At 72.3% G+C, this 15,738-nt stretch carries 14 protein-coding genes; 9 read left to right on the top strand and 5 right to left on the bottom strand.

Annotated elements, in window-relative coordinates:
- Positions 1-12: 12 nt before the first annotated feature.
- Complete coding sequence (locus H3C53_00355) at positions 13-570, bottom strand: hypothetical protein (GenBank protein ID MBW7915126.1); 558 nt, start codon at positions 568-570, stop codon at positions 13-15.
- Here H3C53_00355 and rplM point away from each other — a divergent pair.
- The 8 genes from rplM (at position 562) to fba (ending at position 7,213) form a co-directional block, all read left to right on the top strand.
- The gene (gene rplM / locus H3C53_00360) at positions 562-1,251 is read left to right on the top strand and encodes a 50S ribosomal protein L13 (protein ID MBW7915127.1); all 690 of its coding nucleotides are present in this window, start codon (positions 562-564) and stop codon (positions 1,249-1,251) included. The two genes, H3C53_00355 and rplM, sit on opposite strands and share 9 nt — an antisense overlap.
- Entirely contained in the window at positions 1,251-1,637 is a 387-nt protein-coding gene (gene rpsI, locus H3C53_00365) for a 30S ribosomal protein S9 (protein ID MBW7915128.1), read from the top strand. The genes rplM and rpsI overlap by 1 nt, the downstream gene beginning before the upstream one ends.
- Positions 1,638-1,772: 135 nt before the next feature.
- Positions 1,773-2,576: an undecaprenyl-diphosphate phosphatase gene (locus tag H3C53_00370; protein ID MBW7915129.1), complete on the top strand. Its 804-nt coding sequence runs from the start codon at positions 1,773-1,775 to the stop codon at positions 2,574-2,576.
- A gap of 141 nt (positions 2,577-2,717) precedes the next feature.
- Entirely contained in the window at positions 2,718-4,298 is a 1,581-nt protein-coding gene (locus tag H3C53_00375; GenBank protein ID MBW7915130.1) for a glutamate--tRNA ligase, read from the top strand.
- Positions 4,295-5,227, top strand: coding sequence for a signal recognition particle-docking protein FtsY (gene ftsY, locus H3C53_00380; GenBank protein ID MBW7915131.1), 933 nt, complete (start codon positions 4,295-4,297; stop codon positions 5,225-5,227). The genes H3C53_00375 and ftsY overlap by 4 nt, the downstream gene beginning before the upstream one ends.
- A 10-nt stretch (positions 5,228-5,237) precedes the next feature.
- Positions 5,238-5,972: a futalosine hydrolase gene (gene mqnB / locus H3C53_00385; GenBank protein ID MBW7915132.1), complete on the top strand. Its 735-nt coding sequence runs from the start codon at positions 5,238-5,240 to the stop codon at positions 5,970-5,972.
- Complete coding sequence (locus H3C53_00390; GenBank protein MBW7915133.1) at positions 5,969-6,274, top strand: hypothetical protein; 306 nt, start codon at positions 5,969-5,971, stop codon at positions 6,272-6,274. The genes mqnB and H3C53_00390 overlap by 4 nt, the downstream gene beginning before the upstream one ends.
- Positions 6,275-6,289: 15 nt before the next feature.
- Positions 6,290-7,213: a class II fructose-1,6-bisphosphate aldolase gene (gene fba / locus H3C53_00395; protein MBW7915134.1), complete on the top strand. Its 924-nt coding sequence runs from the start codon at positions 6,290-6,292 to the stop codon at positions 7,211-7,213.
- 61 nt (positions 7,214-7,274) lie between these two features.
- On the opposite strand, the gene H3C53_00400 is transcribed toward fba, so the two are convergent.
- From H3C53_00400 to H3C53_00410, 3 genes are all read right to left on the bottom strand, one after another.
- Entirely contained in the window at positions 7,275-8,891 is a 1,617-nt protein-coding gene (locus H3C53_00400; protein MBW7915135.1) for a DUF814 domain-containing protein, read from the bottom strand.
- Between the two features lie 28 nt (positions 8,892-8,919).
- Entirely contained in the window at positions 8,920-10,353 is a 1,434-nt protein-coding gene (locus tag H3C53_00405) for a hypothetical protein (protein ID MBW7915136.1), read from the bottom strand.
- A 70-nt stretch (positions 10,354-10,423) separates the two neighbouring features.
- On the bottom strand, positions 10,424-11,179 hold the full coding sequence (locus tag H3C53_00410) for a PIG-L family deacetylase (protein ID MBW7915137.1): 756 nt from the start codon (positions 11,177-11,179) through the stop codon (positions 10,424-10,426).
- A 148-nt stretch (positions 11,180-11,327) separates the two neighbouring features.
- On the opposite strand from H3C53_00410, the gene H3C53_00415 reads away from it, so the two are divergent.
- On the top strand, positions 11,328-13,037 hold the full coding sequence (locus tag H3C53_00415; protein ID MBW7915138.1) for a SulP family inorganic anion transporter: 1,710 nt from the start codon (positions 11,328-11,330) through the stop codon (positions 13,035-13,037).
- On the opposite strand, the gene clpB is transcribed toward H3C53_00415, so the two are convergent.
- Complete coding sequence (gene clpB, locus H3C53_00420) at positions 13,034-15,619, bottom strand: ATP-dependent chaperone ClpB (protein ID MBW7915139.1); 2,586 nt, start codon at positions 15,617-15,619, stop codon at positions 13,034-13,036. The genes H3C53_00415 and clpB overlap by 4 nt on opposite strands.
- Between the last annotated feature and the right edge of the window lie 119 nt (positions 15,620-15,738).

The raw sequence follows: 15,738 nt of genomic DNA on the forward strand, positions 1-15,738 counted from the left end.
GTCCACCTCGAGCTAGCCCCGCGCCGCGGCCCGTTCCTCTCCATGGCCGATGAGGGCCGCCAGGTACTGGGTGCGCGAGTCGAGGTCGAGTTTGTTCAGGATGTTCGAGATGTGGGCGTTGATCGTCTTCTGGGAGACCCGCAGGTTGGCGGCGCTGCCTGCGGTGTCGTGACCCAGAAGCAGCAGCCTGGTGACACGCAGCTCCATGTACGTCAGCCCTGAGCGCCACTGGTAGGTCTTGAGCGCCGACGCCGCGGCGTAGATCCCCGCCACCAAGGTCCTCAGGTCCGCCGTGCCCACCACGCCGCTCACGTGGAAGCTGGCCACCAGGTCCAGGTAGGCGGCGTGCGAGCCTTGGGTGACGACCAGGGTCCGGGCCCGGTCGAGGCTGTTCATCTCGCTGAGCTGGCCGATGGCCCACGTCATCGGGAAGTCCAGCACGAGGTGCGCCGTGAACGGCCCCGGGGACCTGGCCAGTTCCGCCTCGACCTGTTCGAGCGCCGGACGGATCAACCGAAGGTACGATTCGTGCGCCGCGATCACGTTCACGACAGGGACCCTATGTTTCATTGCGATGCCTCCGCGATCCTGATCTCCCAACCTGGGGGCCTACAGCATGGTGAGGCGCGGGTTACATGCCGGTTACAGCGTCGGGGGCGAAGGTTGCGCCCAGGGACGCACCCGAGGCGCCGCCGCCCGCTCGCGAACACCGCCCTGTACACGCCGCGGCAGCGCGTGCTAGAGTGCCCTTTGGCTTCCCGTCTTGCCGCGCCGCCCGGTCAGGCAAGACCGTTCTCCCAAAGCAGACGCAAGGACGTGACCAACGTGAAGACGTACTTCCCAACCGAGCCGACCCACGACTGGGTCGTCATCGACGCAGCCGGCCAGCGCGTGGGGCGCCTCGCCACCCAGATCGCCTCGGTCCTCAAGGGCAAGCACAAGCCCACCTACACCCCCAACCAGCCCGGCGGCGATTTCGTCATCGTGATCAACGCCGAGAAGGTGCAGTTCACGGGCCGCAAGCTCGACCAGAAGGTGTACCGCCGCTACACGGGTTACCAGGGCGGCCTCAAGGAGACCACGGCGCGGGAGATGCTCGACAAGCACCCCGTCCGCGTCCTCGAGCACGCCGTCTGGGGCATGCTGCCCAAGACCCGCATGGGGCGGCGGCTCATCCGGCGCCTCAAGGTGTACGCCGGCGAGGCGCACCCGCACCAGGCTCAGCAGCCGAAGAGGATGGAGTTGGCTTGATGGAGCAGTTCTACGGTACCGGCCGCCGCAAGGAGGCCGTCGCTCGCGTGTTCCTCCGCCCAGGCAACGGCCGCATCTCGGTCAACGGGCGCGAGTTCCAGGAATACTTCCGGGGCATCCTCGCCGGGGTGCAGGCCCTCGAACCCCTGAAGGACACCAACACCGCCGGGCGCTACGACGCCTACATCACCGTCAAGGGTGGCGGTCCGAGCGGTCAGGCCGACGCCATCAAGCTCGGGGTGGCCCGGGCGCTCCTCAAGGTCGACCCCAACTACCGCCCGGTGCTCAAGGACAGGGGCCACCTGACGCGCGACGCCCGCATCGTGGAGCGCAAGCTCTACGGCCTCAAGAAGGCCCGGCGCGCGCCGCAGTACAGCAAGCGGTGATCCCGGTCCGGCCTCGCCGCTGAAGTTGAGGCCGCAACAGAACGCCACGTCGCGAGGCGCCCACCGCGGGCGCCTCGCTCGCTCGTGCGGAGGGCACGCCTCGCGGCCCCCGAGCGCGCACGGGAGGGAGCGTAGGTGAGCGTAGTCCAAGCGGTGGTGTTGGGCGTCGTGCAGGGCCTGACGGAGTTCCTGCCCGTCTCCAGTTCGGGACACCTGGTGTTGGCCCACTACTTCCTGGGTTGGGGCGATTCCCTGGGGCTTTGGGTCGACATCGCCACCAACACGGGCACCCTGCTGGCGGTGCTCGTCTACCTGCGCCGCGACGTTGCCCTCGCGATCGGCGGCTTCGTACGCGGCCTCGGGTCCGGTGCCGCGCGCCGCGAGCCCGGCTGGCGCCTCGCGCTCCTGGTGCTGGCAGGCTCCGTGCCGACCGCCGCCCTGGCGCTCGCGTTCAAGCCGGTCTTCGAGCGGTTCAACGCCCCGCTGCCGGTGGCCATCGCGCTGACGGTCACCGGGTTCATCCTCTGGTTCGCCCCCCGCCAGGGGGTCAAGCACGACGTGGCCAGGGTGACCTTCCGCGACGCCGTCGTCGCCGGGGTGGTGCAGGGCCTCGCCGTCATACCGGGCATCTCGCGGAGCGGCTCGACCATCTCGGCGCTGCTCTGGCGGGGCGCCGACAAGGACCTCGCCCCGAGGCTCTCGTTCCTGCTCTACCTGGTGGTCTCGTTCGGCGTTGCCGTGCTCGGTGTCCGCGACGTCATGACGGCAGACGTCGAACTCCTGCCGCTCATCGCCATGGTGGCCGCCTCGTTCGCGGTCGGTTACGTTGCCCTCGGTTCCGTGTTCGCCGTGCTCCGCCGGGGCCGCTTCCGGCTCTTCTCGCCCTACCTCTGGGCCCTCTCCGCCTTCACGCTCCTCCACCTCGCGTTCAACGGGTGACGGGCCCGCGCCGCGGACCGCGCTGCGGCGCGGGCGAGCGCCGCAGCGCGCGCCGCGGGCAGAAAAGCGCGCTGGGGACGCGGAGGGCGACGTTTCCGGCCCCGACCACCGCGCTATGATGCCCGTATAGGAGGCGCCTCCATGGAAGTCGTCACCCGGATCGCCCCCTCGCCGACAGGGGACCCGCACGTCGGCACCGCCTACATCGGGCTGTTCAACTACGCCTTCGCCCGCAAGCACGGCGGACGCTTCGTCTTCCGCCTGGAAGACACGGACCGCCAGCGCTACCAGGCGGGCGCGGAGGCGCTCATCCTCGAGATGTTCGCCTGGCTCGGCATCGAGCCCGACGAGGGGCCGGTGAAGGGCGGTCCGAACGGCCCGTACCGGCAGAGCGAGCGGCTAGCCGTCTACCAGGAGCACGTCGCCACGCTCCTGGCCGGCGGCCACGCCTACCGGGCGTTCGAGACCACGGAGGAGCTCGACGCCATGCGCGCCGATCAGAAGCGTCGCGGCCTGCCGCTGGGTTACGACGGACGCGGCCGCGACCTGCCCGCCGCGGAGCAGGAGCGGCGCCACGCCGCGGGCGAGGCGAACGTGGTGAGGCTCGTCACGCCGGACGAGGGCGCCACCACGTTCGTCGACCGCCTGCGCGGCGAGGTGACGATCCCCAACTCGGAGATCCGCGACCCGGTGATCCTCAAGAGCGACGGCTACCCCACGTACCACCTCGCGAACGTCGTCGACGACCACCTCATGGGCGTGACCCACGTGATCCGCGCCGAGGAGTGGATCACGAGCACGCCGATCCACGTCCTCCTCTACCGCGCCTTCGGCTGGCGGCCGCCCGAGTTCGTGCACATGCCGCTCCTGCGCAACCCCGACCGCAGCAAGGTCAGCAAGCGCAAGCTCGACACCTCCGTCGACTCGTACCGCCGGCAAGGTTACCTGCCGGAGGCGCTCCTCAACTTCCTGGCCAACATGGGCTGGAGCATGCCGGACGGCCGCGAGTACTTCAGCGTCGCCGAGATGATCGCCGAGTTCGACATCGACCGCGTGTCGCTCGGCGGACCGGTGTTCGACCTGAAGAAGCTACGCAACGTCAACGCCAAGTACCTGCGCGACGTCCTCGCGCTGGAGGACGTCGCCCGGCGCGTGACGCCCCTCTTGGAGGCGGAAGGGTACGTCCCCGACGACGAGGACTACCTCCTCGACGTGGTGGACGTGCTGAGGCCGCGCGCCGAGACGCTGACCGAGATCGTCGAGCAGGCGGGCTACTTCTTCGCCACCACCCTGCGCTACGACGAGGGCGCCCGCAGGCAGCTCGCTGCCGGGCAGAAGTACCTGCAGGACGTCGAGCGCGAGCTCTCTATGCTCGAGTTCTTCGACTTCGACGGCGTCGACGACATGCTGCGCGATTACGTCCAGGCGCAGAGCGCCAGCATGGGCAAGGTGCTCATGCCGCTGCGCGCCGCCCTGACGGGCACCACCAACGCGCCGGGCGTGACCGACCTCATCGTCATCCTCGGCAAGCGCGAGGCGCTCAGGCGGATCGGCCAGGCCCTCACGTTCATCGACGCTGGCCTGCCGGACGACGACCCCGCGCGCCTCCTCGAGGAGGAGAAGGCCCGCAAGGCGGCCGCGGCGGCGGCGCAGAAGAGCCGCGTCAAGAGCGTCGGGGCGGCCGCCTTACAGGCGCACGGCGCCAAGGACGGCACGCCGTGAGTTGGTTCGACCGGCTGAGGCAGGGTCTCGGACGGACGCGCACGGCCACGTTCGGCGCCCGCGGCGCCGCGTGGGAGATGGATTGGGAGGACCTCGAACTCGCCCTCATTGGCGCCGACGTCGGCGGCAAGCTGGCGGCCCAAGTCGTCGCCGAGGCGCGGACCGAACGCGAGCGCGGCACGCCGTTCAGGGAGGCGCTCGAGAAGGCGCTCCTCGACCAGCTCGAGCCCGACCGCCTGCGCCAGAAGCTGCGGCGGGTCGGGTTCTCGCTCGACGTGACCCGCAACGTGGTCGAGCCCGCCGGTCACGTGGTGATGGTCGTGGGCGTCAACGGCGTGGGAAAGACGACCACCATCGCGAAACTCGGCAACTACTACCGCCAGCACGGTCGCAGCGTGATGTTCGCCGCCGGCGACACGTTCCGCGCGGCGGGGAGCGCTCAGCTGGCCGTCTGGGGCGAGCGGCTCGACATCCCGACGGTCACGGGCCCCGACGGCGGCGACCCCGGCGCGGTGGCGTTCGACGCCGCGCAGCAGCGCAAGGCGCGGGGCACGGACCTGCTGCTCGTCGACACGGCGGGCCGCCTTCACACCAAGCACAACCTGATGGAGGAACTCAAGAAGGTCAAGCGCGTCATCGCCAAGGCAGACGAGCGCGAGCCGCGCGACACCTGGTTGGTCCTCGACGCCGTCACGGGCCAGAACGGACTCGAGCAGGCGCGGCGCTTCCACGAGGCCGTCACCCTCACGGGCGTGATCGTCACCAAGCTCGACGGCACCGCCAAGGGCGGCATCCTGCTCCCCATCACGCGCGAACTGGGCATCCCCATCAAGTTCATCGGCGTCGGCGAGGCGCAAGACGACCTGCAGCCGTACGACGCTGCCGCTTACGTGCGGGCCCTCCTCGACATGCCGCCGGTCGCGGCCTGAGCCGCGCAGCGTGACGGGACCCGTCCTCGTCGTCAGCGCCACCCAGGGCGAGGTGGCGCCCCTCGAGGCGGCCCTCGCCGACGTCGCGCCGCTCACGCCCCGCGAGGCCACGCGGCCCGCGACGTGGTGGGACCGGCGCCAGGGCCGCTGGGGCGGGCTGCAGGTGGTGCTGGTGACCACCGGCGTCGGCAAGGCCAACGCCGCTGCGGCCACCGCGCTCGCCATCGACCGCGTCGCGCCGCGCTGCGTGCTGCTCCTCGGCATCGGCGGGGCGTATCCGGGCTCCGGGTTGGGTATCGGTGAGGTGGCGTTGGCGGCGAGCGAGACGCAGGTCGACAGCGGGGTCGGGCACGGTCCGTCCTGGGAGGGCCTCGACGCCGTCGGCTTCCCCCTGCTGGCCACCGACCCGCCCAGCTACAACCGCCTCTGGTTCGACCAGCGCTTCGTGAGCCGCGTGGCGCGCGAGCTCGGCGTGCGGGCCGTGCCGTTCGGCACGAGCGAGGCGCTGACGGCGGACGTCGGGCGAGCCGAGTGGCTCGCGCGTCGGCACGGCGTGGCGGTGGAGTCGATGGAGGGTGGCGCCGTCGCGCAGGTCGCGCTGGGGTTCGGGGTGCCGCTCGTGCAGCTGCGGGGCGTCGCGAACGCGGTCGGCGTCCGCGACAAGGCGCACTGGAACATGAAGGCCGCAGTGGCCAACTCGTGCGAGGTCGCCAAGCGCGCCCTCACCCTACTGGAGGTGGCGTGATGGAGTTCCTCGCGGCGGTGCCCGTCTGGGTCTACTTCGTGATGATCCTGCTCACGTACGTGGTGGTCCACGTGCTCACGTTCGACCCGGCGCGGCTGCTTCCCGCCGGCCGCGCGTTCCTGGGGCGCATGGGTTCGGCCGTCCTGCTGCTCGTGGCGCTCGTGCTGTTCCGGCGCGAGGAGCCGCTCACACTCCTGCTCGCCCTCGGCCTGGCGGCGCTCGGCGGCTTCCTGAGCGGCCGCTCGACCCATCCCCCGAAGCCTGTCGCCGCCCGCGGCAAGGGGGGCGGGAAAGGCGCCTGAACGTATAATCCCCGCATGGGACTAGTCACGGGACTTGAGATCCTCGCGGCGGCTCGCGCCGGGGGTTACGGCGTCGGCGCCTTCAACACCAACGACCTCGAGATCACGCAGGCCATCATCGAGGCGGCGGAGGAAGAGCGGAGTCCCGTCATCGTGGCGCTGTCCGAGGGGGCACTCAAGTTCGCGGGGCCCGCGCTCGTCGAGATCGTCAAGTACCTGGGCGGCGGGGCGCGCGTCCCGGTGGCCATCCACCTCGACCACGGCTCGAGCTACGCCTCCTGCCTCAGGGCGATCCGGCTGGGTTTCACGTCGGTGATGATCGACATGTCGCACGAGGACGAGGCCGCCAACGTGGCGGAGACGCGCCGGGTCGTGGAGGCCGCGCACGCAGTGGGGGTCACGGTCGAGGCCGAGATCGGCCGCCTGGGGGGCATAGAGGAGCACGTCAACGTCAGCGCGGAGGAGGCCACCCTCACGCATCCGGACGAGGCGCAACGCTTCATGGCCGAGACCGGCGCCGACTACCTCGCGGTTGCCATCGGCACCTCGCACGGCGCCTACAAGGGCAAGGGCCGCCCGTTCATCGACCACGCGCGCATCAAGGCCATCGCCGCGCTGGTGCCGCAACCGCTCGTCATGCACGGCGCGTCCGGCGTCCCGCAGGACCTCGTCGTCCGCCTGCGGGAGGCCGGCGGGGTCATGGGCGACGCGCTCGGCATCCACGAGGACGACGTGCGTCAGGCCGTTGGCGAGGGTATCGCCAAGATAAACACCGACACCGACCTGCGGCTCGCCTTCACCACACGGGTGCGGGAGGTGCTGGCCGCCAAGCCGGCCGAGTTCGACCCGCGCAAGATCCTGGGGCCCGCCCGCGACGAGATGCGTCGCGTCGTGGCGGAGCGCATGCGCCTGTTCGGTTCGGCGGGCCGGGCGGGGTGAGGCCCGGGGCGTTACGGCACCGGCGCCCGGCGGGGCGCCCCTAGCGCCCGCTGAGGCGCCCCTAGGTCGCGGGTCCCTCGCCCCTGGCCCCCTCGTCGTCCCTGGCGGGCGCCACGAGCACCGTCTTGTGGTGGGCGAACTCGACAGCGCCCGGCGCGGCGCCCTTCCGGCGCCACACGTTCTTGCGCTCCGTGTAGTCGACGGCGACGCGCGCCTCGCGCCGCGCCTCCGAGTGGCCCGCGGCGAGGCGCGCGGCGAACAGGAGCGTCTCGAACGGCACCTCCCTGCCGGCCGACCGCACGATCACGTGCGACCCGCGGTACCCCTGCGCGTGCAGCCAGAGGTCGCGGCTCTTGGCGAGAGCGAAGGTGACCCGGTCGTTGTCGCGGGCGTTGCGTCCGACCACCACCTCGAAGCCGTGCGGGCCCTGGAAGGTGATGCCCGGCGTTGCCGGGCGCCGCACTGGGCCGCGCCCGGCAACGGCTCCGCTTGCCCCCTCGCGGGTCGCCAGTGCCTCGGCGACGGCGCCGGGAGGCAGCTCCGCCAGGCCGGCGACGGCGTTCTCGGCGGCCGTGACCGCCGCCAGCAGCGCGCTGCGCCCCTCGGCGGCACGCTCGGCCCTGGCTTCGCGCCGGCGCGCCTGGTCGTAGCGGGCGGCGGCGTTCGCCGCGACGGAGCGGCGCGGGTCGAGGTCGAGATCGACCACCTCGCCGCCCCAGCCGGCCAGGCGTACACGCGCGGCGCCGGGCGGCACCTCTCCCACGCGGGCGAGCAGCAGGTCGGCCTCGGCACGCAGTTCCCGCGCCGCGGCGCCGGCGGCGAGCGCGGCGTCGGCGTCCGCCAGGCGCCGCCGCGCCAACGTCAGCTCCTTCTTGAGCCGATGTCCGAGGCGCTCCCGTTGCCGCGCCAGGCGCTGGGCGTCGGCCGCGGCGCGCGCGTCCGCGTCCGCGCCCGCGGCCCACCTGGCCAGGCAGGCGCTCGGCCGCGCCACGAGCGCCGCGAGCTCCCTGATGACCGCCGCGAGCGCCGCTCCGCCGAGGGCGGTGTCCGGCGCGATGCCTGCGGCCGCGAGCGCGCCGCGCAGCGCCGCAGCGAGCTCGGGTCCGATCCCGTCCACCAGCCTGGGGACGTCTGCTAGCGTCCTGCCCTCGAGCAGGCCGGCCAGTGCCGCCGGCCCGGCGCTGCGCGGGTCGGCCTTCCTGTAGGGCGGCGGCGGGGCGTACGCCCCGCCGACCTTGAGCTCGCGGTAGCGGTTGCGGTCGGCGAGCACCTGCCGCTCCACCCCGACGATCCGCCGACCCTCCACCAGGAGCAGGTTGGCGTTGCGGCCGGTGAGCTCCACGACGAGGTCGACCCCGGGGGTGGGGACGAAGCCGGGGGCGGCGCCGAAGGCCAAGGTGACGACGCGGTCGAGCGCTGCCTGCGTCGCGCCCGTGAGGGGACCAGCAGCGCGCGCCGCCAGCTGCTGCTGGAAGGGGGTCAGGGCCCGCGAGGGGGCCGGGTAGTCCGGCCTGACGAGGAGGTACGGCCGCGGCGGTCGGCTGTTCAGCCAGAGCGCGCCGCCCGCCGTCAGGGGGAGCACCGCCGTGCGGTCGTCCGGGAAGCGCCACGCCAGGCGCTCGGCCGGCAACAGCGGCGTGAGCGCGCGGAGCTGTTCGTCGATCAGGAGCCCGTCCACGCGTCCGCCGTCCTCGGTTCGGTTCGGGTCAGTTCAGCACGCGTTCGAAGCCGCCGAGGCGGTCCCTGGCACCCTCGACGTACTGCTTCAGGGGCAGGTACCAGTCGCTGCCCGCCTCGGTGTGCTCGAGGGCGGCGCGGGCGTGGAGCAGCACGCGCTCCGTGTACTGCTCGCCCATCTGCGAGTAGACGTCCGCCAGCATCTGCTGCGCGGCAACCCAGAACGGGTCTCCCGTCTGGCTGGCGCTCAGCGCCTGCTCGTACCAGGCGGCCGCCTCCTCGAGGCGGTAGTACTCGAACGCGACGCTGCCGAGCGTGATGCAGGCCGGGGCGGTGGCGCCGAGCTCCAGCGCCTCGCGCGCGAGGTCGCCGGCCGCGTCGAGTTCGCCCCGCCTGAGGCGCACATCGGCCAGGTCTGCCAGCGCGTCGCCCCGGTGCGAGTACGAGGGATCCGTGACGACCTCGCCCAGGAGCGCCTCGGCCTCGCTCAGTCGGTCGCACTCGATGTAGGCGTACGCCGCCTCGTGCTGCGTGAAGGCGCGGTGCTCGGCCGGGACGGTCTCGAGGGCGGCGGCGAACGCCGCCACCGCCTCGTCGGAGCGGCCCGCCGCCGTGAGGGCCTGCGCCGTGGCGAAGGCGACGCTGTAGGTGGGGCCGCCCTGCTCGTCGTCGAGGAGCGCCGCCTCGCGCAGGTACTGCAGCGCCAGGTTCGGGTTGTCGAGGTCCAGGTGAGCGCGCCCGAGCAGGTAACGGTGGACGGCGCGCTCCTGCTCCTGCAGGCGGTCGTCGGGGGTGGCCGCCAGGTGCTCGAGGGCCTCCTCCGTCCGGTACAGCTCGACGAGGGCGCCCGCCAGGCTGAGCCGCTCGGCGCCCTTCTCGAGCTCGGGCGCCTGCTGGACCGAGAAGGTGAAGGCGCCGGCCGCCTCCTCCCACTCGCCCAGCACCTCGGCGCACTGTCCGAGCAGGGACCAGCGGCGCCACTCGAGGTAGGCGGGCAGGACGCCGGGGCCGAGCGCCCGCAGGCGCCTGGCCGCGCTCTTGGCGGCGTCGACGGTGAAGAGGGCCGCCGCCGCGTGGTAGGAGGCGACCGGGTCGAACGCGGGGGCGCGGTCGTCGGTCCCCGGCTGCTCCGGCACCTCCCGCAGGCCCCGTTTGACGTCGCTGAGGGGAGCGCCGCGGTAGGCGGCGAACTCCCAGAACAGGGCGCGGTAGAGGGGGCGCGACGCCAGCTTGGGATCGGCGCCGACGGCGTTGCGCAGCGCGGGCTGGCCGTTCTCCAGCCCCTCGTCGCCGTACAGGGCGTAGACGGCGGCGAGCTGCAGCCAAGCCTGGCCGCTATGGGTCCGGTCCGCCCCACGCTTCACGGCACTCTCCAGCACGGCGAAGGCCACGTCGTACTGCCCCTTGGCTAGCGCCTCGTGAGCCGAGCCCAGGTCGGGCGCGCGCTGACGCCTGAAAAGCATGCGCCAGGTTACCACGCCCCTCCGTCCAGGACGCGAAGAGCGCCACAACCGCGCGGGCGGGGATGGCCGGTCAGAGGAGCAGTAGCTCCTCCACCCCGCTCCCGGCCGCGACGCTCGGGAACGCGCGGTGGAACGTCTCGACAAGGATCCGTGCCGGCTGCTCGCGCATGAAGCCGAGCACCGAGAGCGCCTGCGTCTCGTGACATCCCATGGCCGCGAGCTTGCTCGCCAGCTCCTCGCCGGCCGGCGCCGCGTGGGTGGGGGGCAGCCACCGTCGCCGCATCTCGTCCTCTTCCAGGAAACCGGGGCGCTGCGGGCCTTCGAAGCGGCGGGGATTGGCGAAGTAGTAGACGCGCTCCGGGCGCTCCGGCGTCACCTCGAGCGCCTCCAGGACGATCTCGTTCGTGAGGCAATGGTCCGGGTGGCCGTTGGCGCCGTTGGGAGGGAACGTGAGCACCGCGCGCGGCCGCGTCCGCTCCAGCACGCTGGCGACGGCGGCGACCAGCTCCGACCTGTCGACGCCGGCCAGCCCGGGGTGGGGCGGCAGGCCCCGGTCGGCGTCGGGCACGTAGTCCTGGTGGTCGAGGATCGTCACGTCCTGCACGCCGAGCGCCGCCAGCGCGGCGCGGAGCTCCGCCTCGCGCCGCGCCGCCAGGCCGTCGCGGCTGGTGAGCCCGAGCGTGCGGCCCGCCGCGCCGCGCGTGAGCGTGAGGGTGGCCGCCCGGCCGCTCCGGGCGGTGCGGGCGAGCATGGCGCCGGAACCGAAGACCTCGTCGTCGGGGTGCGGCACGATGAGCAGCAGGTCGGTGCGGGGTGCGCTTGCCATCCGGCTACCCTATCGCGCGAGCGGCCCGCCGGCGCTCGTACACGCCCGCCATCTTGCCGCCGGGACGCGGAAGGGGCATCATCGGGGGAGGGCCCTCCGGTCGACCTGTCGACGGGGCTCGCCAACGTCGGGGAAGGGAGCGCCTCAGGTGCTCGATCACACGCCGCGCACGGGCGGACCGTTCGCCTCCGTACGGAGGTTCCTGCCACAGGCTCGCGACTACAACCTGAAACACGCGAAGGTGGACGTCCTCGCCGGCGTGACGGTGGCGTTCGTGGCCCTCCCCCTGGCGCTCGGCTTCGGCGTCACGGCGGGGGCCGGCGCCACCGCCGGCATCGTGACCGCCATCGTTGCCGGCGTGATCGCCGCCTTCTTCGGGGGATCGAACTTCCAGGTCACGGGCCCGACCGGCGCCATGACGGCCGTCCTCCTGCCCATCGTGGCCCATCACGGGCCCGGCGCCCTGCCCATCTTGGGCATCGGCGCCGGCCTGATCCTCATCGCGTTGGGGCTTGCCGGCATCGGGCGCTACGTCCACTTCATCCCCTGGCCGGTCGTTACCGGGTTCACGAACGGCATCGCCGTCATCATCTTCCTGCAGCAGCTGCCCAACGTGCTCGGCGTGAAGGCGCCTCTCGGGGAGAGCATCGTGTTCATCAGCGTCCAGACCGTGCGGGAGTTCCTCGCGCGCCCCGGCTACCTCCCGGCGAGCCTCGCGCTCCTCACCGTGGTGGCCATGCTGGCGTGGGGGCGCGTGCGCGCCCTCGGCGGGGTCCCTGCCAGCATGGCGGCGCTCGTCATCGTCACCCTCGTCTCGCTGCTGCCCCCGTTCGAGGCGGTGGCGCGCATCGGCGAGATCCCCCGCTCCCTCCCCCTGCCGGCGCTCCCCGACCTCGCGCTGAGCGGCGCCTGGGTCGAGCTCACGCGCGCCGCCATCGCCGTGGCGGTGCTGGCGGCGCTCGAGAGCCTCTTGTGCGCGGTGGTGGCCGACGGCATGACCGTCGGCGAGAAGCACGATCCCGACCGCGAACTCGTGGGGCAGGGGCTCGGCAACATCGCCGCGGGGCTGTTCGGCGGGCTCCCCTCCACGGCGGCGCTCGCGCGCACCGCCGTGAACGTGCGCTCGGGCGCGCGCACGCGCCTCGCCTCCATCGTCCACGGCCTCACGTTGCTGGTCGTCATCCTCTTCCTGGCCCCGCTGGCGGGGCGCATCCCGCTCGCCGTGCTCGGGGGCATCCTCATGGTGGTGGCCGTGCGGATGGTGGAGCGCGAGGCGGCCTCGCTCATCTTGCGCAGCACGAAGTCCGACGCCTTCGTGCTGGTCCTCACCATGTTGGTGACCATCTTCTTCGACCTCATCCTCGCCATCGAGGTCGGCTTGGTGGCGGCCGCCATCCTGTTCATCGTGCGGATGAGCAACATGTTCACAGTCGACCCCATCTCCCTGGCGGGCGACGGCCCCCACCACGACGACGCCACGCAGGTGGCGGCGGAGCAGGCGCTCCTCGCCAAGCACGTCGTGGCCTACCGCGTCGACGGCCCGGTGTTCTTCGGCGCGGCGGAGCGCTTCATCGACCAACTCGTCAAGGTCGACCAGGGCATCCGCGTGGTGGTGCTGCGCCTCAAACGCGTGCCCGTCATGGACGCGACGGGCGTCACCGCGCTGCGCGCCATCCACGACCGGCTGTCGCGGCGGGGCATCGCCCTGCTCATCTCGGGCCTGCAACCGCAACCGAAGGCGCTCCTGCGACGCATGGGCGTCTACGAGGAACTTACGCGCGACGGCACCGCCGACTTCGTGACCACGGAGCAAGCCATCGCGGTGGCCGCCGAGCGGGCGCCGACGGCCGGCCCCTAGTTGGCCTGCGCCAGCTCCGCCACCTCGAAGCGCAGCGGCCCGCCCGACGTGGCGCCAGGTAGCACCGCCACGGTGTCGCCGTCGGCGACGCGGCCGGCGAGGATCTCGCGCGCCAGCGGCGTCTCGAGGTAGTCGCGCACGGCGCGCTTGAGGGGCCGAGCGCCGAACACGGGGTCGTAGCCGGCCCGCGCCAGCTCGTCGAGCGCCGCCTCGCTCACGTCGAGCGTCACCCGCCGCTCCGCCAGGCGCCGCTGCAGTCGCTCGATCTGGAGCAGGGCGATGGTGCGGATCTGCGCCTGGTCGAGGGCGTGGAACACGATGACCTCGTCGACTCGGTTGAGGAACTCGGGCCTGAAGTAGGCGCGCAGCTCGGTGAAGACGGTCTGCTTGAGCGCCGCGTAGTCGGCACCGTGGGTGCTCGCCTCGAGGATCTGCGGCGAGCCGATGTTGCTTGTCATGATGACGACGGTGTTGCGGAAGTCTACGGTGCGACCCTGGGCGTCGGTCAGGCGCCCGTCGTCGAGCACCTGCAGGAGCGTGTTGAACACGTCGGGGTGCGCCTTCTCGATCTCGTCGAGGAGGATGACGGAGTACGGTTGGCGCCGCACGGCCTCCGTCAGCTGGCCGCCCTCCTCGTAGCCGACGTAGCCCGGCGGGGCCCCGATCAGCTTGGCCACGTTGTGGCGCTCCATGTACTCCGACATGTCGAGGCGGATCATCTTGTCCTCGCTGTCGAAGAGTTGCGCCGCGAGCGCCTTGGCTGTCTCCGTCTTGCCGACACCGGTGGGGCCCAGGAAGATGAAGGAGCCGATGGGGCGGTTCGGGTCCGCCAGCCCGGCGCGTGAGCGGCGGATGGCGTCGCTGACGGCGGTGATGGCCTCGTCCTGGCCGACGACCCGCACGTGCAGTTCGTCCTCCAGTTGCAGGAGCTTCTCGCGCTCGCCCTCCAGGAGCCGCGCGACGGGGATACGCGTGGCGCGGGCCACCACCTGGGCGACCTCCTCCTCCCCCACCTCGAGCCGCACGTAGCGGGCGTCGTCGAGCCGCTTGGCGAGGCGAGCGACCTCGGCCTCGAGCTTGGGGAGCTCCCCGTAGCGGAGCTGCGCCGCGGCGGCCAGGTCGTACTCGCGCTCGGCGGCCTCGATCTGCGTGCGAACCCGGTCGAGTTCCTCCTGGTCGGCGCGCCACTCCTCCAGCACGCTGCGTTCCGCCTCCCAGTCGGCCTGCGCCTGCCCGATCTGGTCGGCTATCACCTTCAGCTCCTCCTCGATGCGCAGGAGGCGCGCGGCGGAGTCGGGATCCGTCTCGCGCTTGACGGCCTCGTGCTCGATCTCGAGCTGGAGCTTGCGGCGCCTCAGGTCGTCGATCTCCTCCGGCAGCGAGTCGAGCTGAACCCGGATGCGGCTGGCGGCCTCGTCGATCAGGTCGATGGCGGAGTCCGGGAGGCGCCGGTCGGCGATGTAACGGTGGGCCATCGTCGCGGCGGCGATGATGGCCGGGTCGGTGATGCCGACGCCGTGGTGCACCTCGTACTTGTCCTTGATGCCTCGCAGGATGGAGATGGTCTCCTCCACCGACGGCTCGTCGACGAAGATCGGTTGGAAGCGGCGCTCGAGGGCCGCGTCCTTCTCGATGGTGCGGTACTCGTCGAGGGTCGTGGCGCCTATCATCCGGAGCTCGCCCCGCGCCAGCGGCGGCTTGAGCATGTTGCCGGCGTCGACGGCGCCCTCGGCCTTGCCCGCGCCCACGATGGTGTGCAACTCGTCGATGAACAGGATGATCTTGCCGTCCGACCTGGCGGTCTCCTCGATCACGGCCTTGAGGCGCTCCTCGAACTCGCCGCGGTACTTGGCGCCCGCGAGCAGGCTGCCCATGTCGAGCTGCACGATGCGCTTGTCCTGCAGGCCCTCGGGCACGTCCTTGTTGACGATGCGCAGCGCCAGGCCCTCGGCGATGGCGGTCTTGCCGACCCCCGGCTCCCCGATCAGGACGGGGTTGTTCTTGGTGCGGCGCAGGAGGATCTGCACGGCGCGGCGGATCTCGTCGTCGCGACCGATGACGGGGTCGAGCCTGCCCTCGCGAGCGCGTTTGGTGAGGTCGATGCCGTAGGTGTCGAGCGCCTCGAAGGTGCTCTCGGCGCTACGGCTGTCGACGCGTTGGCCACCGCGGATGGCGACGGCGGCCTCCTTGAGCTGGGCGGCGCCGGGCAGGGCGTCCAGCTGCCCGCCGGCCACCTCGCGCAGCGCCACGAGGAGGGTGTCGGCCGCCACGAACGCGTCCTGCCACTCCTTGGCGACGGCCTCGGCCCGCGTGAACGCGGTGCCGAGCTCGGCGCTCATGAACTGGCCGTCGGCGCCGGTCACGACGGGTAGCTTGGCGAGGCCCGCGTCGACGGCGGCGCGGGCCGCGGCAGGGTCGGCGCCGGCGCGTTCCACGACGCGGCTCGGCAGCCCGGCCGGGTCGGCGAGCAGGGCCGCCGCCAGGTGGAGCGGGCCGACCTGCTGGTGTTGACGGGCGCGCGCCACCTGCTGAGCGCTGGCGACCAACTGGAGGGCGGCCTCGGTGAAGCGTTCGGCATCCATGGCAGGATGATATTAAGTTGAGTCTGGTGTTGTCAACTTTCCTAATCGAGCCGCGCGCCGCCGCCCACCGCGGGCCGGGCGCGACCGCCAGGGCGGCTTGTGACGAGGCGGCGCCGACC

This window comes from Trueperaceae bacterium (assembly GCA_019454765.1).
Taxonomy (GTDB): Bacteria; Deinococcota; Deinococci; order Deinococcales; family Trueperaceae; genus JAAYYF01.